The 16,661-nt window shown below is 70.2% G+C and carries 12 protein-coding genes and 1 tRNA gene; 7 read left to right on the forward strand and 6 right to left on the reverse strand.

Annotated elements, in window-relative coordinates; all coding sequences use genetic code 11:
* Positions 1 to 12: 12 nt before the first annotated feature.
* The 3 genes from FFS25_RS04595 to FFS25_RS04605 form a co-directional block, all read right to left on the reverse strand.
* A complete protein-coding gene (locus FFS25_RS04595) occupies positions 13 to 2,001 on the reverse strand; it encodes a threonine/serine exporter family protein (protein ID WP_249933774.1) in 1,989 nt (662 codons plus the stop codon).
* A gap of 110 nt (positions 2,002 to 2,111) precedes the next feature.
* Positions 2,112 to 3,194, reverse strand: coding sequence for a lipid II:glycine glycyltransferase FemX (locus FFS25_RS04600; RefSeq protein ID WP_137802087.1), 1,083 nt, complete (start codon positions 3,192 to 3,194; stop codon positions 2,112 to 2,114).
* Between the two features lie 171 nt (positions 3,195 to 3,365).
* The gene (locus FFS25_RS04605) at positions 3,366 to 4,154 is read right to left on the reverse strand and encodes a DeoR/GlpR family DNA-binding transcription regulator (RefSeq protein ID WP_058871448.1); all 789 of its coding nucleotides are present in this window, start codon (positions 4,152 to 4,154) and stop codon (positions 3,366 to 3,368) included.
* 257 nt (positions 4,155 to 4,411) lie between these two features.
* Here FFS25_RS04605 and FFS25_RS04610 point away from each other — a divergent pair, with 257 nt between their 5' ends.
* The 6 genes from FFS25_RS04610 to FFS25_RS04635 all read left to right on the forward strand — a co-directional run bounded on the left by FFS25_RS04610 (position 4,412) and on the right by FFS25_RS04635 (position 12,312).
* Positions 4,412 to 6,172: an ABC transporter ATP-binding protein gene (locus FFS25_RS04610; RefSeq protein ID WP_137802088.1), complete on the forward strand. Its 1,761-nt coding sequence runs from the start codon at positions 4,412 to 4,414 to the stop codon at positions 6,170 to 6,172.
* On the forward strand, positions 6,169 to 8,229 hold the full coding sequence (locus tag FFS25_RS04615) for an ABC transporter ATP-binding protein (RefSeq protein WP_137802089.1): 2,061 nt from the start codon (positions 6,169 to 6,171) through the stop codon (positions 8,227 to 8,229). Before FFS25_RS04610 ends, FFS25_RS04615 begins: the two co-directional genes overlap by 4 nt.
* 138 nt (positions 8,230 to 8,367) lie before the next feature.
* On the forward strand, positions 8,368 to 9,381 hold the full coding sequence (locus tag FFS25_RS04620) for a tripartite tricarboxylate transporter substrate binding protein (RefSeq protein ID WP_137802090.1): 1,014 nt from the start codon (positions 8,368 to 8,370) through the stop codon (positions 9,379 to 9,381).
* Positions 9,378 to 9,959: a tripartite tricarboxylate transporter TctB family protein gene (locus FFS25_RS04625; protein WP_137802091.1), complete on the forward strand. Its 582-nt coding sequence runs from the start codon at positions 9,378 to 9,380 to the stop codon at positions 9,957 to 9,959. The genes FFS25_RS04620 and FFS25_RS04625 overlap by 4 nt, the downstream gene beginning before the upstream one ends.
* Positions 9,959 to 11,464: a tripartite tricarboxylate transporter permease gene (locus tag FFS25_RS04630; RefSeq protein WP_137802092.1), complete on the forward strand. Its 1,506-nt coding sequence runs from the start codon at positions 9,959 to 9,961 to the stop codon at positions 11,462 to 11,464. Before FFS25_RS04625 ends, FFS25_RS04630 begins: the two co-directional genes overlap by 1 nt.
* 245 nt (positions 11,465 to 11,709) lie before the next feature.
* The gene (locus FFS25_RS04635; RefSeq protein WP_058871454.1) at positions 11,710 to 12,312 is read left to right on the forward strand and encodes a TIGR03085 family metal-binding protein; all 603 of its coding nucleotides are present in this window, start codon (positions 11,710 to 11,712) and stop codon (positions 12,310 to 12,312) included.
* 66 nt (positions 12,313 to 12,378) lie between these two features.
* On the opposite strand, the gene FFS25_RS04640 is transcribed toward FFS25_RS04635, so the two are convergent.
* The 3 genes from FFS25_RS04640 to FFS25_RS04650 form a co-directional block, all read right to left on the reverse strand.
* Positions 12,379 to 13,752, reverse strand: a complete 1,374-nt coding sequence (locus tag FFS25_RS04640) for an NtaA/DmoA family FMN-dependent monooxygenase (protein ID WP_171004099.1) — start codon at positions 13,750 to 13,752, stop codon at positions 12,379 to 12,381.
* A 23-nt stretch (positions 13,753 to 13,775) separates the two neighbouring features.
* Positions 13,776 to 13,848 (reverse strand) — tRNA-Thr (locus tag FFS25_RS04645).
* 113 nt (positions 13,849 to 13,961) lie between these two features.
* Positions 13,962 to 14,924 (reverse strand): DsbA family protein, encoded by a 963-nt coding sequence (locus FFS25_RS04650; RefSeq protein ID WP_058871456.1) that lies wholly within the window; start codon positions 14,922 to 14,924, stop codon positions 13,962 to 13,964.
* 213 nt (positions 14,925 to 15,137) lie between these two features.
* Between FFS25_RS04650 and FFS25_RS04655 the strand changes: the two genes are divergently transcribed.
* Positions 15,138 to 16,658 carry an alpha,alpha-trehalose-phosphate synthase (UDP-forming) gene (locus tag FFS25_RS04655; RefSeq protein ID WP_137802094.1) on the forward strand — a complete coding sequence of 507 codons (1,521 nt, stop codon included), beginning with the start codon at positions 15,138 to 15,140 and terminating at the stop codon, positions 16,656 to 16,658.
* Positions 16,659 to 16,661 lie beyond the last annotated feature (3 nt).

Here is a 16,661-nt window from a genome sequence, read left to right on the forward strand (position 1 = left end):
GGGGTCGGTCAGTCAGCGGCGGCGGTTGCGACGCATGCCGATCCGGGCATCCTCCGAGAGCACGAACGGGCGCATCAGCAGCTGGCCCAGGACCAGCCCGGCGGCCATCGACAGGATCGTGGTCATGGCCGTCACCAGCGACACGACGCCGTGGCCCGTGGTCTCGGCCTCGATCGTCACCGCGTACATGCCGCGGAAGACCGACAGCCCGGGCAGCAGGAACGTCATGCCCGGCACCGCGAGCACCAGCGACGGGATGCGGTGCCGCCCGGCGATGTAGGCGCCGATCACGCCCGTCATCGTGGCCCCGAAGACCACCTGCAGGCGCGCGTCGAGTCCGACCCACCCCACCAGGTGATAGGCCAGCAGGCCACCGAGCCCGGCGACCATGGCGGGCAGCAGGTGCCGCGCCGAGGCCTGCAGGCTGATCGCGATCAGCCCGGCTGCCAGCGTCATGCAGATGATGTTGAAGTAGGGCGCCGCCGGCTCGAACTGCGTCTGGGAGATGTCCAGCCCTCCCTGGCCCATCAGCCCCATGACCGCGATGCCCGTGTAGATCCCCGCGACGATCCCTGCGAAGGCCATGCCCGTGGACAGCGCGCGCCCTGCGGCCGTGACGGGGAAGCCCGAGATCGCGTCGTGCATGGTCGACATGAACCTGGTGGTGGGCATCAGCATGATCAGACCGGCCGCGATCACCTTCGGGGGCGACATCTCGATGCCGATCTGGGAGCCCAGCAGCGCCATGACGGTGATGACGAAGGCCGAGACCACCATGGTGAAGAACTCCGGCACGCGGCGTCGACCCATCACGGCCCCGATCTTGCCCACCATGCCCGCCGAGAGCATCGAGATCGTGGCGCCCGTGAGGCCGCCGCCGATGCCCAGGGTGATGGCGAATGCCGCAGCCATGGTGGCCAGGGAGACCACCCAGTTGGGGAAGGGCTTGGGCCGGGAGTTGATGGCCTGGAGCCGCTCGCGGGCCTCCTCGCGCGACATCCTCCCCCGGCTGATCTCCGTGACCAGCCGGTGGGTGTCCGCCAGACCGGAGTAGTTGTCCGACGACGAGCGCACCACGCGCATGACGGTGTGGCTCGTGGTGTCGGCGTGGTTGAACACGTCCTCGCGGGTCGCGGAGGCATCGAGGCCGGAGACGTCTGCGACGTAGTTGATCGTGACCGACTGGTTGGTGATGTCGACCTCGATGTTCTCCACGCCGTAGGTCGCGCACACGGCCACGACCGCGTTCTCGACGTCGAGTGCGTCGGCGCCGTAGTGGAACATCGTCTCCGCCAGGCGCAGGGCGAAATTCAGGGTGCGCCGGGCCTCTCGGTCATCCGAGCTCGCGTACCGGCGCAGGCCCGCGAACGGGCTGGCCGTGAGCCGCTCGACCATGGGCATGGCGGCGGTCATCCCCGCGTCGCGCTTCATGATCGACTCGAGCACGCGACGCGAGCGCCGCGGCTGCGGTGCCGTCGCTGCGGAGCTCGACGACGGGTAGGCCGCCGTCTGCATCTGCGTGGTCGGCTGGCTGCCGAGATCCGTCGGCTCGACGGCCGGCAGCATCGAGGTGTCCGGGCGCGAGACCGGGCCCGTGGACTCCTGTGAGGCGCGCCGACGGCTCGTCGTGGCGATCGGGACGGTCTGGGCGGGCGACTGCCGCTGCAGCCGGTCGCGCTCGATGGCCTCGGTCGTGAGCACTGGAAGCGCCTCGACGCGCGGTGCCAGCACATCGCCGAGCTGACCGTCCGCCAGGGCCTGGGCGCGTCGGGCCTGGGCCTCGGTGGGCCGTATCGGCGCCAGGTCGTCGTCGCTGAGCCACTGCTGCAGGCTCAGCTGGGCGTCCGGCCCGAAGGGATCCGCGGGCAGCTGCTCGAGGTCCGTCCATCCCGAGCTCGGATAGGAGCCGGGGCGGACCTCCTGGCCGAAGGGCTGCAGAGCCGACGGCTCGGATGCGTCCGTCAGGCTGGTCAGGGAACCGGTGAGCGTGGCTGGGGGCACCGCGGACTCTCCTCCATGGTGTGTTCCGACATGCATCGTGCCGGATGCCGCCGTGCGGCGTCATCCGGCACGGGCACCCGGGCAGGCCGGGCAGGGGGCCGGTCGTCGGCTCAGTAGAACGCCTCGTTGCGGGAGCGGACCCACAGCCGTCGCATGACCTTCTCGATCACGGTGTTCCACAGGCGGGCGCGGCAGGGGGAGATCTGCTGATCCCACACGCCGGTGTAGTCGATGACGGTCTTGGTGAACGACGTCTTGAACAGCCCCAGCCCGTGGAACGGGTGCTCCTTGTCCTTGACCCGGTCCTTGGGCGGGGTGCCCACGAAGTCGTAGTCGATGATCCCGTGGTCCTTCATGAGATCCGTCAGCGCGGTCCACTGCACCAGGTGCGAATCGCCGTACTGCTTGCGCCGGGGCTTCGACCCGCCGTCCTTGTAGAAGCCGTGCCTCCCGAAGGCAACCACGAAGGCGCCGACGGAGGGCTCGCCGTCCTCGTAGGCGAAGTACAGGCGTCCCTGCCCGGCCTGGTCGAAGTTCGTCCAGAACCGCTGGTAGTACTCGTACGGACGCAGCATGACGCTGGCGCGGCCCTGTCCGATGGTCTGCATCAGCCCGAACATGGCCTGCATGTTCTCCTCCGTGACGGGCACGCGCTCGACGCGCGCTTCCTCCCGGATCGCGCGGCGCACCGCGTTGCGGCCGCGGGAGTGCAGGGCCTTGAAGACCTCGTCCTCGCTGCGGTCGGTGTCCAGCAGCGCGGTCGAGTCGTTGGACTGGATCGGGAAGGAATGCACCAGGCCGGCGTCCTCCAGGGTGGACGTGAGCTCGGGGTCATCCAGCAGCACCGGCTCCATCTTGACCATGAAGACGCCCAGGCGCTTGCGGCGGATCAGCTCCTCCGTAGCCTCGGCGAAGCCGACCAGGTCCTCGCCGGCCTCGACCGACGGGCCCTTGGCCATGTACCAGAGGGTGCCCAGCCCCGGAACGACCTTCTCCAGCACGAGCGTGAACACCGGCTGCGATCCGTCGCGCGGCTCGTGGACCAGGTGCACGGGCCGCCAGCCGTGATCCTTCTTGACGTCGGCGTACGAGGACGCCTGCAGCAGGTCCCCTCCGCGCGGGTTGGACTGCACATGCTCATCCCAGGCGTCGATCTCCTGGGTCGTGGCGAAGCGTGCGGTGAAAGCGCGCACGGTGCTCCTTTCGGGTCATGCCCCGGGACGATCGCTCGGGGGCTGTCTCGGCGAGGACGGGACGGGGGCCGACAGCAGGCCCGCGCCGCCCGGGCTCGCGGACAGGGGTCTCGGTCTCCCACCGTACCGGGTGATCCCTGCTCGGACCTCGGCACCGCCCCTGCGCGTCCTTCAGGCGATGACGACCTCCACACCGGCGCGCTCCAGGGCGCGGGCGAGCCCGGACGGCGGCTCGGCGTCGGTGATCATGACGTCGATCTCGCTCAGATGGGCGTAGCGCGAGAACGTCTCGTGGCCGTGCTTCTCGGCGTCGCAGACCACGACCACCCGGCGGGCGGCCCCTGCGATCGCCGCCTTGACCGCGGCCTCTGGAGCGTGCGGCGTGGAGAATCCGAAGCCCTCCGAGACCCCCGAGCAGCCCAGGATCGCCAGGTCCACCCGGTGGTCGGAGTAGTGCCCGGCGGTGCGGGCTCCGGCGGCCGCCCAGGTGAGCTTGCGCACAGCGCCGCCGACCATGTCGAGCTCGATGTCCGGGTGATCGGCCAGCCGCCCGGCCACGTGCAGCGCGTGGGTCAGCACCTGCAGCGGCTGCTCGGAGTCATCGGACCGCCAGTTCGCGAGCTCATCGGCCACCGCCTCCACCGTGGTGCCCGCGTCCAGGACGACGGTGACCGCGCCCTCATCCTCGAGCAGGCGCACGGCAGCCGCGGCGATGCGCCGCTTGGCCGGTGACTTCGGCGCCTCGCGCCCTGCGATCGCTGCCTCGACGGACGCCGGCCGGTCGAGGGAGACCGCCCCGCCGTGCACTCGACGCAGCCTGCCCGCGGCCTCGAGCGCGGCCAGATCCCGGCGCACGGTCTCCATGGTCACGTCGAATCGCCGGGACAGGTCGGCGCCGCTGACCCGACGGGATGCGCTGACCAGCTCGGCGATCTCCGCCTGCCGCTCCTGTGCGAACATGTGCCGATTCCTCCTGGGACCCGAGTCCGTGCCTCGCCCCCTCACTCGGTGCGCGGTCCTTTCGCGGCAGCCGAGACAGGGCCGCTGCGACCCGGGGCGTCGCCCCCGAGACTATCGGGAGCCTCCCTGTCCGAAGGTCTATCCTGTCCCGGGCCGGGCCCGGCTTCCGGGCCCCTGCCCCTTCCGCGCACCCCGTCATCGCTGACGCACGCACCCATCCCTGCGCCCCTCGTCGGCCACCCCCTTGGAGGCACCGCTTGCTCCTGCGCCTGATCCGCGACTACGCGGGCCGTTACCCCGGCTGGATCCTGGGAACGGTCGTCCTGCAGCTGGCCGCGACCCTGACGATCCTCCTGCTGCCCGCGCTCAACGCGCGCATCATCGACGGCGGGGTGGCCCAGGGCCGCACAGGGGTGATCGTCTCCACGGGTCTGGTCATGCTCGGTGTGACGCTGCTGCAGGCAGTGACTGCCGTGGCGGCCGTGTACTGCGGCGCGCGCGTGGCCATGGGCACCGGACGCGACCTGCGCCACGCCGTCCAGCGCCGGGTCGCCCGCTTCTCCGGGCGCGAGATGGACCGCTTCGGCACACCGTCGCTGATCACGCGCGGGACGAACGACGTCCAGCAGATCCAGATGCTGACCCTGATGGGCCTGACCATGATGATCACCGCGCCGCTGATGAGCATCGGCGGCCTGGCCATGGCACTGCGCACGGACCCCGGCCTGTCCTGGCTGGTCTGGGTCGCGATCCCGCTGCTCGTGGTGCTGCTGCTGCTGATCATGCGCAGGCTCATGCCCCTGTTCCGCTCCATGCAGGGCCGGATCGACGACATCAACGGCGTGCTGCGCGAGCAGGTGGTCGGCATGCGCGTGGTGCGGGCCTTCGTGCGCGAGGACCACGAGCGCCAGCGCTTCGCCGGTGTGAACGACGAGCTCTCGGGGATCTCCCTGCGCATCGGGCAGCTGTTCGTGCTGATGTTCCCCCTGATCATGATGATCCTGCACCTGGCCACCGCCGCGGTGCTGTGGTTCGGCGGCCACCGCGTGGATGAGGGGCTGCTCGAGGTCGGGCAGATGACCGCGTTCACGCAGTACCTGCTGCAGATCCTCATGGCCCTGATGATGGGAGTGTTCATGATGATGATGGTCCCCCGGGCCATGGTCAGCGCCGAGCGCATCGGAGAGGTCCTGCGCACGGAGACGAGCCTCCACGAACCGCTGCAGCCGCAGGCCCCGCAGCGCCTCGAGGGCGTCGTCGAGTTCCGGGACGTCTCCTACTCCTACCCCGGCGCGGAGGCCCCGGTGCTGGAGGGCATCAGCTTCACGGCCCGCCCGGGCACCACCACCGCGATCATCGGCTCCACCGGCGCCGGGAAGACCACGCTGCTGCACCTCATCCCGCGCCTGGACGACCCCACGCACGGGCAGGTCCTGCTCGACGGGGCGGAGACCTCGCGCCTGGCCCGCAGCGAGATCGTGCGCCGCGTGGCGCTCGTGCCGCAGAAGCCCTACCTGTTCTCCGGGACGATCGCCTCCAACCTGCGCTTCGGGCGCCCCGAGGCCACCGACGAGCAGCTGTGGGAGGCCCTGGAGACCGCGCAGGCCGCCGATTTCGTGCGCCGGATGCCCGAGCAGCTCGAGACGAACGTGTCCCAGGGCGGAACGACCGTCTCGGGCGGGCAGCGCCAGCGCCTGTCCATCGCACGGGCGCTGATCGCGGATCCCGTGGTCCACCTGTTCGACGACTCGTTCTCGGCCCTGGACGTCACCACGGATGCCGCGCTGCGGGCGGCGCTGCGTCCCGTGACCCGCGACGTCACCCAGATCGTGGTCGCCCAGCGCGTGGCCACCGTGCTCGATGCCGATCAGATCCTCGTGCTCGACGACGGCCGGATCACCGCCCGCGGCACCCACGCCGAGCTGCTCGAGTCCTCGGCCACCTACCGGGAGATCGTGGACTCCCAGCTCAGTCCCGAGGATCCCTCGGCCGACACGGAAGCGGAGGCCGCCCGTTGAGCCCCAGCACCTCCTCTGCACGTCGCCGCGGCCGTGCCGAAGCCGCGGCCGGGGATGAGTCCCTGAAGGACGATTCCCTGATCTCCCCCGAGATCGACCTGGATGACGCTCCCGCTGACGACGGCTGGGGCGGCGGCGCTCCCGCGCGCAAGCCGCGCAGCTTCTGGCCCTCGGTGCACCGGCTCGGCGGCCTCATGATGGACTTCAAGGCGGGGCTGGCCGTGGTGCTGGTGTTCATCACGGGATCCGTCCTGCTCTCTGTGCTGGCGCCCATGCTGCTCGGCCAGGCCACGAACGTCGTCTTCGCCGGTGTGCTGTCCCGGGACCTCCCGCCGGATGCCACGCAGCAGGAGGTCGTCGACGGCCTGCGCGCCGACGGGCGCGACTCCCTGGCCGACGTCTTCTCGACCATGACGCTGGACCCAGGCTCCGGAGTGGACTTCGGTCGGCTGGGCCAGCTGATCATGCTCGTGCTGGTCATGTACCTGGTGGCCTCGGTCCTGCAGTGGGCCCAGGGCCGGATCCTCAACACGATCTCCGTGCGGATCATCCGGGACCTGCGCGCCCAGGTCGAGGACAAGCTGCACCGGATCCCGCTGAGCTACTTCGACACCCGCCGCCGCGGGGATGTGATGTCGCGGGTGACCAACGACGTCGACAACGTCCAGACGGCGCTGCAGCAGACCTTCTCGTCACTGCTCGAAAACATCATGCGGGTGCTCGGCATCCTGATCATGATGTTCGTGCTGTCCTGGCAGCTGGCGCTCGTGGCGCTGATCGCGCTGCCGCTGTCCGCCGCCGCGGCCGGGATCGTAGGCTCTCGTGCCCAGAAGCACTTCGGGAAGCAGTGGGCGGCCACCGGAGCCCTCAACGGCCAGATCGAGGAGGACTTCACCGGCCACCAGCTCGTGACCGTCTTCGGGCGCGAGGACGACATGGCCCGGGACTTCGATCGCCGCAACGACGACCTCTACCGCTCGGCCCTCTCCGCCCAGTTCGTCTCCGGGACGATCATGCCGATCATGCAGTTCGTCTCCTGGCTGTCCTACGTGGGCATCGCCGTGGTCGGCGGGATGCGCGTGGTGTCGGGGTCCATGACGCTGGGTGCGGCCACGGCCTTCATCCAGTACTCGCGCGAGTTCAACCAGCCCCTGTCCCAGGTCGCCTCGATGGCCACCCAGATCCAGTCGGGCGTGGCCTCGGCCGAGCGCGTCTTCGAACTGCTGGACGCCCCGGAGCAGGAGCCCGAGTCCGCTCCGGCGCAGATGCCCGAGCGCATCGAGGGCCGCGTGCAGTTCGAGCACGTGGACTTCTCCTACCAGCCCGACGAGCCGCTGATCGAGGACCTCTCCTTCACCGCCGAGCCGGGGCGAACCGTCGCGATCGTGGGCCCCACCGGCGCGGGCAAGACCACACTGGTCAACCTGGTGATGCGCTTCTACGAGATCGACTCCGGGCGCATCACCCTGGACGGCACCGACCTCCGGGAGATGACCCGTGCGCAGCTGCGCTCGCAGGTGGGCATGGTGCTGCAGGACGCGTGGCTGTTCACCGGGACCATCCGCGAGAACATCCGCTACGGGCGCCTCGAGGCCACCGACGAGGAGGTCGAGGAGGCGGCCCGCGCCACCTCGGTGGACCGGTTCGTGCGCTCCCTGCCCGACGGCTACGAGACCGTGCTGGACAACGACGGCGGCAGCATCTCCGCCGGCGAGCGCCAGCTGATCACGATCGCGCGCGCCTTCCTGGCAGCACCGGCCCTGCTGATCCTGGACGAGGCGACCTCGTCGGTGGACACCCGCACGGAGGTCGCGGTGCAGAAGGCCATGGCCGCGCTGCGCCGGGGCCGCACATCGTTCGTGATCGCCCACCGCCTCTCCACGATCCGCGACGCGGACACGATCCTGGTGATGAGCGGCGGCCGGATCATCGAGCAGGGCTCCCACGACGAGCTGATGTCCCGCCCCGGGGCCTATCGGGCGCTCTACGAGAGCCAGTTCAGCGAGGAGCCTCCCGAGGAGCCCGAGGCCCTCACCGGCTCGCTCGATCAGCTGTGATCGCGGCCGCTGCGGGGGCTCGGCTCAGATGCGATTGTGGGCGAGTTCACATGTAGCATGGCGCACATCATCAGCCGCGGGTCGGGATGCCACCAGCCCTGACCTGCGGCTGCGCCACGCACCAGCAGGAGCCCTCCCGTGGAAGCACAGGAAACATCGCAGACAGGTCCCCCGGGCCGGCGGGCCGTTCTGAAGGGACTGGGCGCGGTCGTCGCGCTCGGGTCGTTCGGGACCGCGGCCTACGGCTCGATCACCTCGCGCACCTCCGGAACCGATCTGCGCTCGAACCTCACGATCATCGCCCCGGCCGCGGCCGGCGGAGGATGGGACACCATCGCCCGTGAGATGCAGATGGTCCAGCGCGAGAACCAGATCATCAACAACACCCAGGTGGTCAATCAGCCCGGTGCCGGCGGCACGATCGCGCTGAGCAACCTCATCAACATGGAGGGCGACCCGCAGACCCTGATGGTCGGCGGCACCGGCCAGCTCGCGGCGACCATCCAGTACGAGACGGAGGCGACCCTCGACGACGTCACCCCTCTGGCCGTCGTGGTCGAGGAGTACGGCGTGATCGTCGTGCCCGGAGACTCCCCCTACGAGAGCCTCGACGACCTCGTGAAGGCGTGGAAGGACGACCCCGGGGCCCTCCCATGGACCGGCGGCGGCTCGTTCGACGAGCTCGTGATCACCGATCTGGCGCTGAAGGCCGGGGTGGACCTGGCGAACTTCCAGTTCGTGTCCTCCGACGGCGGCGGCGAGGCCATCCAGGCGCTGCTCAACGGCACCGCCAAGGCGGCCACGGGCGGCTACCCGGACAACGTGGATCAGATCGAGGCCGGGAACCTGCGCGCGCTGGCGCTGGTGGCCCCCGAGCCGGTCGAGGGCATCGACATCCCCACCGCCGTCGACCAGGGATACGACGTCTCGCTGACCAATTGGCGCCTGCTCGCAGCCCCTCCGGGAATCACGGAAGAGGAGAAGGCCGAGCTGGAGGACGTGATCCTCGAGACCATCGACGCCCCCGAATGGGCCGAGGCCGTGGAGCGCTACCACTGGTCCGAGAACCGGATCTTCGGCGACGAGCTGACCGACTTCCTGGAGACCGAGCGCGAGCGCATCTCCGGCCTGTATGAGGAGATGGGCTCATGAGCACCTCAGCATCCGCCGCCGAGACCCCCTGGGCCGACGGCTCCGACGAGCCCCGCGACCCCGCAGCGCCTTCGAGCTCCTCCGCCGAGCCCGAGGTGCGCACCACGCTGATCCGCGATCTGCTCACTCCGCTGATCCTGCTCGCGTTCGCGACCTATCTGACGGTGAACCTGTTCCTGATCGAGGTCACGGACTCCACCGACTTCCCGGGCCCCCGGTTCTTCCCCGCGATCATCGCCGGGCTGATCTACGCGCTGACGGCCCTGGAGCTGCTGAGCATCGCCCGGAACCGCTCCCGTCGCGGCCCCGCGGCCGCCGCCGAGTCGGCCGCGCCGTTCGACTGGCCCGCACTGGTCTGGACCGTCGGCGGGTTCATCCTGTTCATCCTCACCCTGCGGCTGCTCGGCTGGGTCCTGGCCGCGGCTCTGCTCTTCTGGTTCGTGGCCCGCGGGTTCGGCAACCGCAGCCCGCTGACCTCGCTCGCGGTGGGCCTGACGGTCAGCTCGCTGGCCTACATCGGCTTCGACATGGGGCTGGGCCTGAACCTGCCCTCCGGCATCCTGGGGGGTGCGTTCTGATGGAATCCCTGTCCCTTCTGGCCGACGGCTTCGCCGGAGCCCTGACGCTGAGCAACCTCTTCTGGGTCGTCGCCGGGTGCCTTCTGGGCACCGCTGTGGGCGTCATCCCCGGGCTCGGCTCCTCCATGGCCGTGGCGCTGCTGCTGCCCGTGACCTTCGCCCTCGAGCCCACCGCCGCGTTCATCATGTTCTCGGGCGTCTACTTCGGCGGCCTGTTCGGCGACTCCACCATGGGCATCCTCATGAACACTCCGGGGCAGGGATCGGCGATCGCCTCCACGTTCGAGGGCCATCGCATGGCCAAGGACGGCAGAGCGCCCCAGGCCCTGGCCACGGCCGCGATCGGCGCGTTCGTCGGCGGCTTCACGGCCTCGATCCTGCTGGTGTTCGTCGCGCCCTGGCTGGCCAGGTTCTCCTCCAGCTTCGGACCGGCCGAGTACTTCGCCCTGGCCCTGTTCGCCTTCATGGCCACGTCCTCCGTCGTCACCGACTCGGCGGTCAAGGGCCTGCTGTCGCTGCTGCTCGGCCTGGGCATCGCGGTGATCGGCATCGACTCCGTCACCGGCATCCCTCGCTTCACCGCCGATTCGCAGAACCTCTTCGACGGCATCTCGCTGGTCACCGTCACCGTGGCCGTGCTGGCTCTCGGCGAGGTCTTCCACTACGCCACCGTCACCCGGCACACCCCGCAGGGGACCATGGTCGCCCCCAAGGGCCGTCCGTGGCTGTCGGGCAAGGAGTTCCGGGAGGCGGCCCCGGCCTGGGGCCGCGGCACCGCCATCGGCCTGCCCTTCGGTGTGATCCCCGCCGGCGGCGCCGAGATCCCCACCTTCCTGGCCTATGGCACCGAGCGATCGCTGGATCGACGCCGCAAGGACCCCCAGTTCGGCAAGGGGGCCATCCGCGGCCTGGCCGCACCCGAGGCCGCCGGCAACTCGACCACCGGCATGGCCATGGGCGCTCTGCTGGCCCTGGGCCTGCCGGTCTCCGCCACCGCGGCCATCATGCTGGCGGCCTTCCGGCAGTACGGCCTGCAGCCCGGCCCGCTGCTGTTCGAGCGCTCCTCGGACCTGGTGTGGGCGCTGCTGGCCAGCTTCTTCGTGGCCATGGTGGTCCTGCTGATCATCAACCTGCCGTTCGCACAGGTCTGGGCCAAGCTGCTGCTGATCCCCGCCCCGTATCTCTACGGCGGGATCATGGTCTTCTGCGCGCTGGGCATCTACGCGTCGTCGAGCGCCCTGTTCGACCTGGGCCTTCTGCTGGTGCTCGGACTGATCGCGTTCGTCATGCGGCTCAACGACTTCCCCATGGCGCCGCTGATCATCGGCATGGTCCTCGGGCCGCTGGCCGAGACCTCCCTGCGGGATGCGCTGGTGTCCTCCGCCGGTGATCCCTCCGTGCTGATCGACGGCCCCATCACCTGGGTGCTCTACGGGCTGCTCGCCGTGATCCTGCTCCTGTCCATCCGCGCCAAGGTGGTCAGCCGCACCCGCGAGGACGTCTGAGCCGGGTCGAGCCGCGAAGGCCCTCCTCGGTGCGCAGTGCCCATCGAGGAGGGCCTTCGTCGTGCCCGGGCCAGGTGCTCGACGGTCCCGCGGCGGATCCCGGTGGGAATGTCCTGTGCATTCGAGCCGATGCGACGAGTGCGGTTCCTCCCCTCGGCGTGCGCGGATACGTTGGGGAGGAAGGCATCGCATCAGTCATCGCATGAGCGCCTCCGGCGACCCGGAGCGCGCCGGGAGGAGATGAAGTGACCAATTTCGCCGTCGTCGAGCGCCGTCACCTGGCAGCCCTGCTGCGCCGCGTGGGGCCGGATGCCCCCACCCTGTGCGAGGGCTGGGTCACCCGCGATCTCGCGGTCCACCTGATCGAGCGCGACTCCCGCCCTGATCTCATCGCGGGAACCGTCCTGCCCAAGATCCCCGTGCTGAGCAAGCGGGCGCAGGAGGCCGACGCCCAGCTGCGCGGCCAGGACTGGGCCGAGCTGGTGTCCAAGGTCGAGAAGCCTGCCCTCTACTCCCCGGCCCGACTGGGCCCGCTGGACAAGCGCATGAACACCGCCGAGTTCTTCGTCCACCACGAGGACGTGCGCCGCGCGCAGGAGACCTGGCACCGCCGTCAGCTGCTGCAGGAGGAGGAGCGGGACCTCTGGGCCGCCCTCAAGCTCATGGGCAAGGCTCTGCTGCGTCCCGAGCAGGATTCCGTCCTGCTGGTGGCCAACGGCTACGGCTCCGTGACCGGGGGCAAGGCCAAGACCTCGACGGTGCGCATCGTGCGCGGCACCCCGTCCGAGCTGCTGCTGTGGGCCTTCGGCCGCCGCGAGCAGGCGGAGGTCGCGATCACCGACGAGTGATCCCGCCTCGATCCCCAGCGGCCCCCGACCGGATGGTCGGGGGCCGCTTCCGTGCTGTGCGGCACCTCAGCGCCGGAACGCCGCCCCGGGGTGGGTGCTCGGCAGGTGATCGGCGCCGGTGAGCCTCCCGCGCAGCGTCGAGCCGGGCCGGGCGCCCTCGGGCAGGTGCCCGCGGCGGCGCAGCTCGGGGCTCACGTGCTCAGCGAAGGCCGTCATATCGACGTCGCGCAGGCCGTAGTCGATGTTGAAGCCGTCCACGCCGGCCTCGACCATCCAGCGCTCGAGCTCCTCAGCGACCGTGGCGCCTGAGCCGATCACGACGGGGCCGCGAGCGCCCAGGCACATGTGCGCAGCCACTTCCCCCACCGTCCAGTTCCGGTCAGGGTCCAGCTCCAGGAAGGACTGCAGCGCTGAGCGGTTGCCCTCGATGGCGCCGTCGCCCGTCAGCTGCGCGACTGCCCGCGCCAAGGGGGTCTGCGGGTCGAACGGCGCCAGGTCGAGCCCGGTCCAGCCCGCGAACAGCGCCAGGGCAGCCTGCCGGTCGGCGAACTGGGCGTAGGAAGCCGCGCGCTCGGCCGCCTCCGCGTCGGTGCTGTCGGCGATCACCGTGATCGACATCAGCATGTGCGCAGCATCCGCCCCGCGGCCCTCCCGCTCCAACCCGGCTCGCGCGGCGTCCGTGAGCCGACGGACGGATGCTGTCGAGGTCCCGGAGAAGAACATGGCCTCGGCATGCCGGGCGGCGAAGGCCATCCCGCGCGGCGAGGAGCCCGCCTGGAAGAGGTACGGGGTGCGCTGCGGGCCCGGCGCCACGAGCGCGGGTCCGGGGACGCTGAAGTGCTCGCCCCCATGACCCGCCCCGTGGACGAGGTCCGGGTCGAGATAGATCCCGGACTCGGCGTCGGCGCGCAGCGCCCCCGGTTCGAACGTGCCCTCCCACAGCGCGCAGACCACGTCCATGAACTCATCGGCCCTGTCGTAGCGGGCGTCATGGGGCAGCTGGCCTCCGGCGCCGAGGTTGCGCATGGCGGATTCCTGATAGCCGGTCACGATGTTCCAGCCGATGCGCCCGTCCGTGAGGTGGTCCAGGCTCGCGAAGCGGCGCGCCAGCAGATACGGCTGCTCGTAGCTCACCGAGGCCGTCACGCCGAAGCCGAGGCTGGTGGTGGCTGCGGCGAGCGCGCTGACGGCCGTCAGGGGATCCAGCGCCGGGTACTGCATCCCGGAGCGGATGGCGGTGCGCCCGGAGCCGTCGAAGACGTCGTAGACCCCGGCGGCATCGGCCAGGAACAGGACGTCGAAGCCGGCGCGCTCGAGCATCTGCGCGTGGGCGGTCCAGAACCTCAGGTCCCGGTACTGCTCCGGCTGAGCGCGAGGATGGCGCCACAGCCCCGTGCTCTGGTGGGTGGGGACCATCATGTCCAGCGCTGCCAGGATCATGACCCACATGCTGGCACAAGCGGAGCCCCCTGTCGGAATCGAACCGACGACCTGCTGTTTACAAGGCAGCTGCTCTGCCGACTGAGCTAAGGAGGCGCGTCCTCTGCTGAAGGACCCTGCCATCCTAGCGGGGAGCACCCGGATGACACGACGGCGCCCGTCGAGCCATGGGCTCGACGGGCGCCGTGGGCGCGCGGTCCGAGGGGGAATCAGCCTTCGGTGGGCTCCGCCGAGGCGGTCGAGGAGCCCGACGCGGAGGCGGACGGCGACTCCGTGGCCCCGCCCGAGGCGGAGTCCGAGGCCTCGCCGCCGGCCTCGTTCGGGTCCTTGCCCTCGGCGGCGGCCTTGACGGCCTCGGAGAGGCTCGAGCCCTGCTCCCAGACCACGCCGTCGACCATGACGGTGGGGGTGCCGTTCACGCCGTCGGCCTGGGCCGTGGCGGAGGTGTAGTCGACCATCGGGCGCCAGTCCTGATCGTCCATGGCCTGCTCGATGTCGGCGCCGTGCTTGGAGGCGATCTCGACGATCTCGTCGTCGTCGAGCCCGCCGGTGCCCTGGTGCGTGAACATCTCCTCCTGGAAGGCGAGCGCCTCGTCGGTGCCCACCTGGTTCGCGACCTCGTAGAAGGCGGCCGCGGAGCGGGAGGAGTAGTACGTGGCGCTGTCCAGGTAATTCACCGTGCGGTACTCGACGGTGGCCTCGCCCGCGTCCACGAGCTTCGCGAGGTCCTCGGCGTGGGTCTCCTCGAACTCCGCGCAGTGCACGCAGTCGAAGTCCTGCCAGATCACGATCTGCACGGGCTCATCGGAATCGGCGGCCGTTCCCGGCTCGACGATGCCCTCGGCCTCCGGGGTCTCCGGCGGGGTCTCGGGCGGGTCGCCGGCGTCATCGGCGGAGACCTCATCCGTATCGGAGGAGTCCTTCGTGATGCCGTCGGCGGTCATCTCGATCCCGCCCCACTGGTTGGCGCTGGCGGGAACGGGCCCGGAATCGGGGATGCGCTGGGAGCGCACCTGCCAGAACACCAGCGCGGCGATGACCAGGACCGCGACCACGAGCAGCGCGATGCCGCCCTGGAGGAGGCGCTTCTGCCGCTGGTCGGCCTGGGCGTGCTTCTCGGCGATCCCGCGAGCCTGAGCCCTGAAATCGTCCTTGTCGTGGGTGGAGGCCATGGATCCTCTTCTGCGTGAAGGTCGGGGGTGACGGCACCACGGTGCCCGGGGGCGTATCGCGGGCTCGAGTGGTCTCACGCGCCAGGATAGCGGTGACCGCGTCCGCCTCCGCGATCAGGGACCGTCCAGCCGACGTGCAGATGCCCCGGGTCCGGGCCAGGCGAGGCGACCTAGACTGGAGCCAGCAGATCACCCGATGGAGGAGAGTGCACCGTGAGCCAGTCCGCATCCGCGAGCACCGATCAGACATCCACTGGGGACTGGCAGGGCCGGGACTTCGTCGTCGTCGCCAACCGCCTGCCGGTGGACCGCGCCGTCGACGAGAACGGCAGCAGCTCCTGGCACCGCTCCCCTGGCGGGCTGGTCTCCGCGCTCGCCCCGGTCATGGCCAGCAACGACGGCGCCTGGGTCGGCTGGGCCGGCAGCCCGGACGAGCAGCTTGAGCCCTTCGACCACGACGTCTTCCACCTGGTCCCGGTCGAGCTCTCCGCCCGGGAGGTCGAGCGCTACTACGAGGGCTTCTCCAACGGCACCCTGTGGCCGCTGTACCACGACGTCATCGCCCCGCCGAGCTACCACCGCACCTGGTGGAACGCGTACAAGGACGTGAACCGGCGCTTCGCCGAGGCCGCCGCAACGGCTGCCTCCGAGGGCGCGACCGTGTGGGTGCAGGACTACCAGCTGCAGCTCGTGCCCAGGATGCTGCGGCAGATGCGTCCCGATCTGACCATCGGGTTCTTCGATCACATCCCGTTCCCGCCGGTCGAGATCTTCGCCCAGCTGCCCTGGCGGCGCTCGGTGCTCGAGGGCCTCACCGGTGCGGATCTGGTCGGCTTCCAGCGCCCCGGCGACGCCCAGAACTTCCAGAACTGCGTCCGCCGGTTCATGGGAGTCTCTTTCCGCCGCGGCGAGGCCGAGATCACCGCGCAGACCACCTCCACCGCCTTCGACTTCACGGGCGAGGACGCCGCGGACGATCCGTCGTGGACCCTGAAGGCCGGTCCGTACCCGATCTCGATCGACGTCGAGGGCATCAAGGAGATGGCCGCTCGGAAGGAGACGAAGGCGCGCGCGAGGCAGATCCGCCGCGAGCTCGGCGATCCCGAGACGGTGTTCCTGGGCGTGGACCGCCTGGACTACACCAAGGGCATCCGCCATCGGATCAAGGCCTACGGCGAGCTGCTGGCAGACGGCGATCTCGATGTCGATCACGACATCCTCGTCCAGGTCGCCTCCCCGTCGCGCGAGCGCGTGGAGTCCTACAAGGTGCTGCGCGAGCAGGTCGAGGGCATGGTCGGGCATCTCAACGGCCAGTACGACACCATGGGCCACACCGCGATCCGCTACCTCCACCACGGCTATCCGTTCGAGGAGATGGTCGCGCTCTACCTGGCCACCGACGTCATGCTCGTGACCTCCCTGCGCGATGGGATGAACCTGGTGGCCAAGGAGTTCGTGGCGGCCAAGGCCGACGGCAGCGGACGGCTCGTGCTCTCCGAGTTCACCGGGGCGGCGGATCAGCTCAAGCAGGCGATCCTGGTCAACCCGCACGACATCGACGACCTCAAGCTGCTCATGCTCGCGGCCAAGGCCATGCCGGACGACGAGGCCCGCAAGCGCATGCGCGCCATGCGCCGGCAGGTGCTGACCCACGACGTCGACGCCTGGCAGGAGGCGTTCCTCAACGACCTCGCCGCCCTCCGCCGCCGCAACGACGATGCCCAGGAGTCCTGAGCC

Origin of the sequence: Kocuria sp. 2SI (genome assembly GCF_005502825.1) — a bacterium.
GTDB lineage: Bacteria > Actinomycetota > Actinomycetes > Actinomycetales > Micrococcaceae > Kocuria > Kocuria palustris.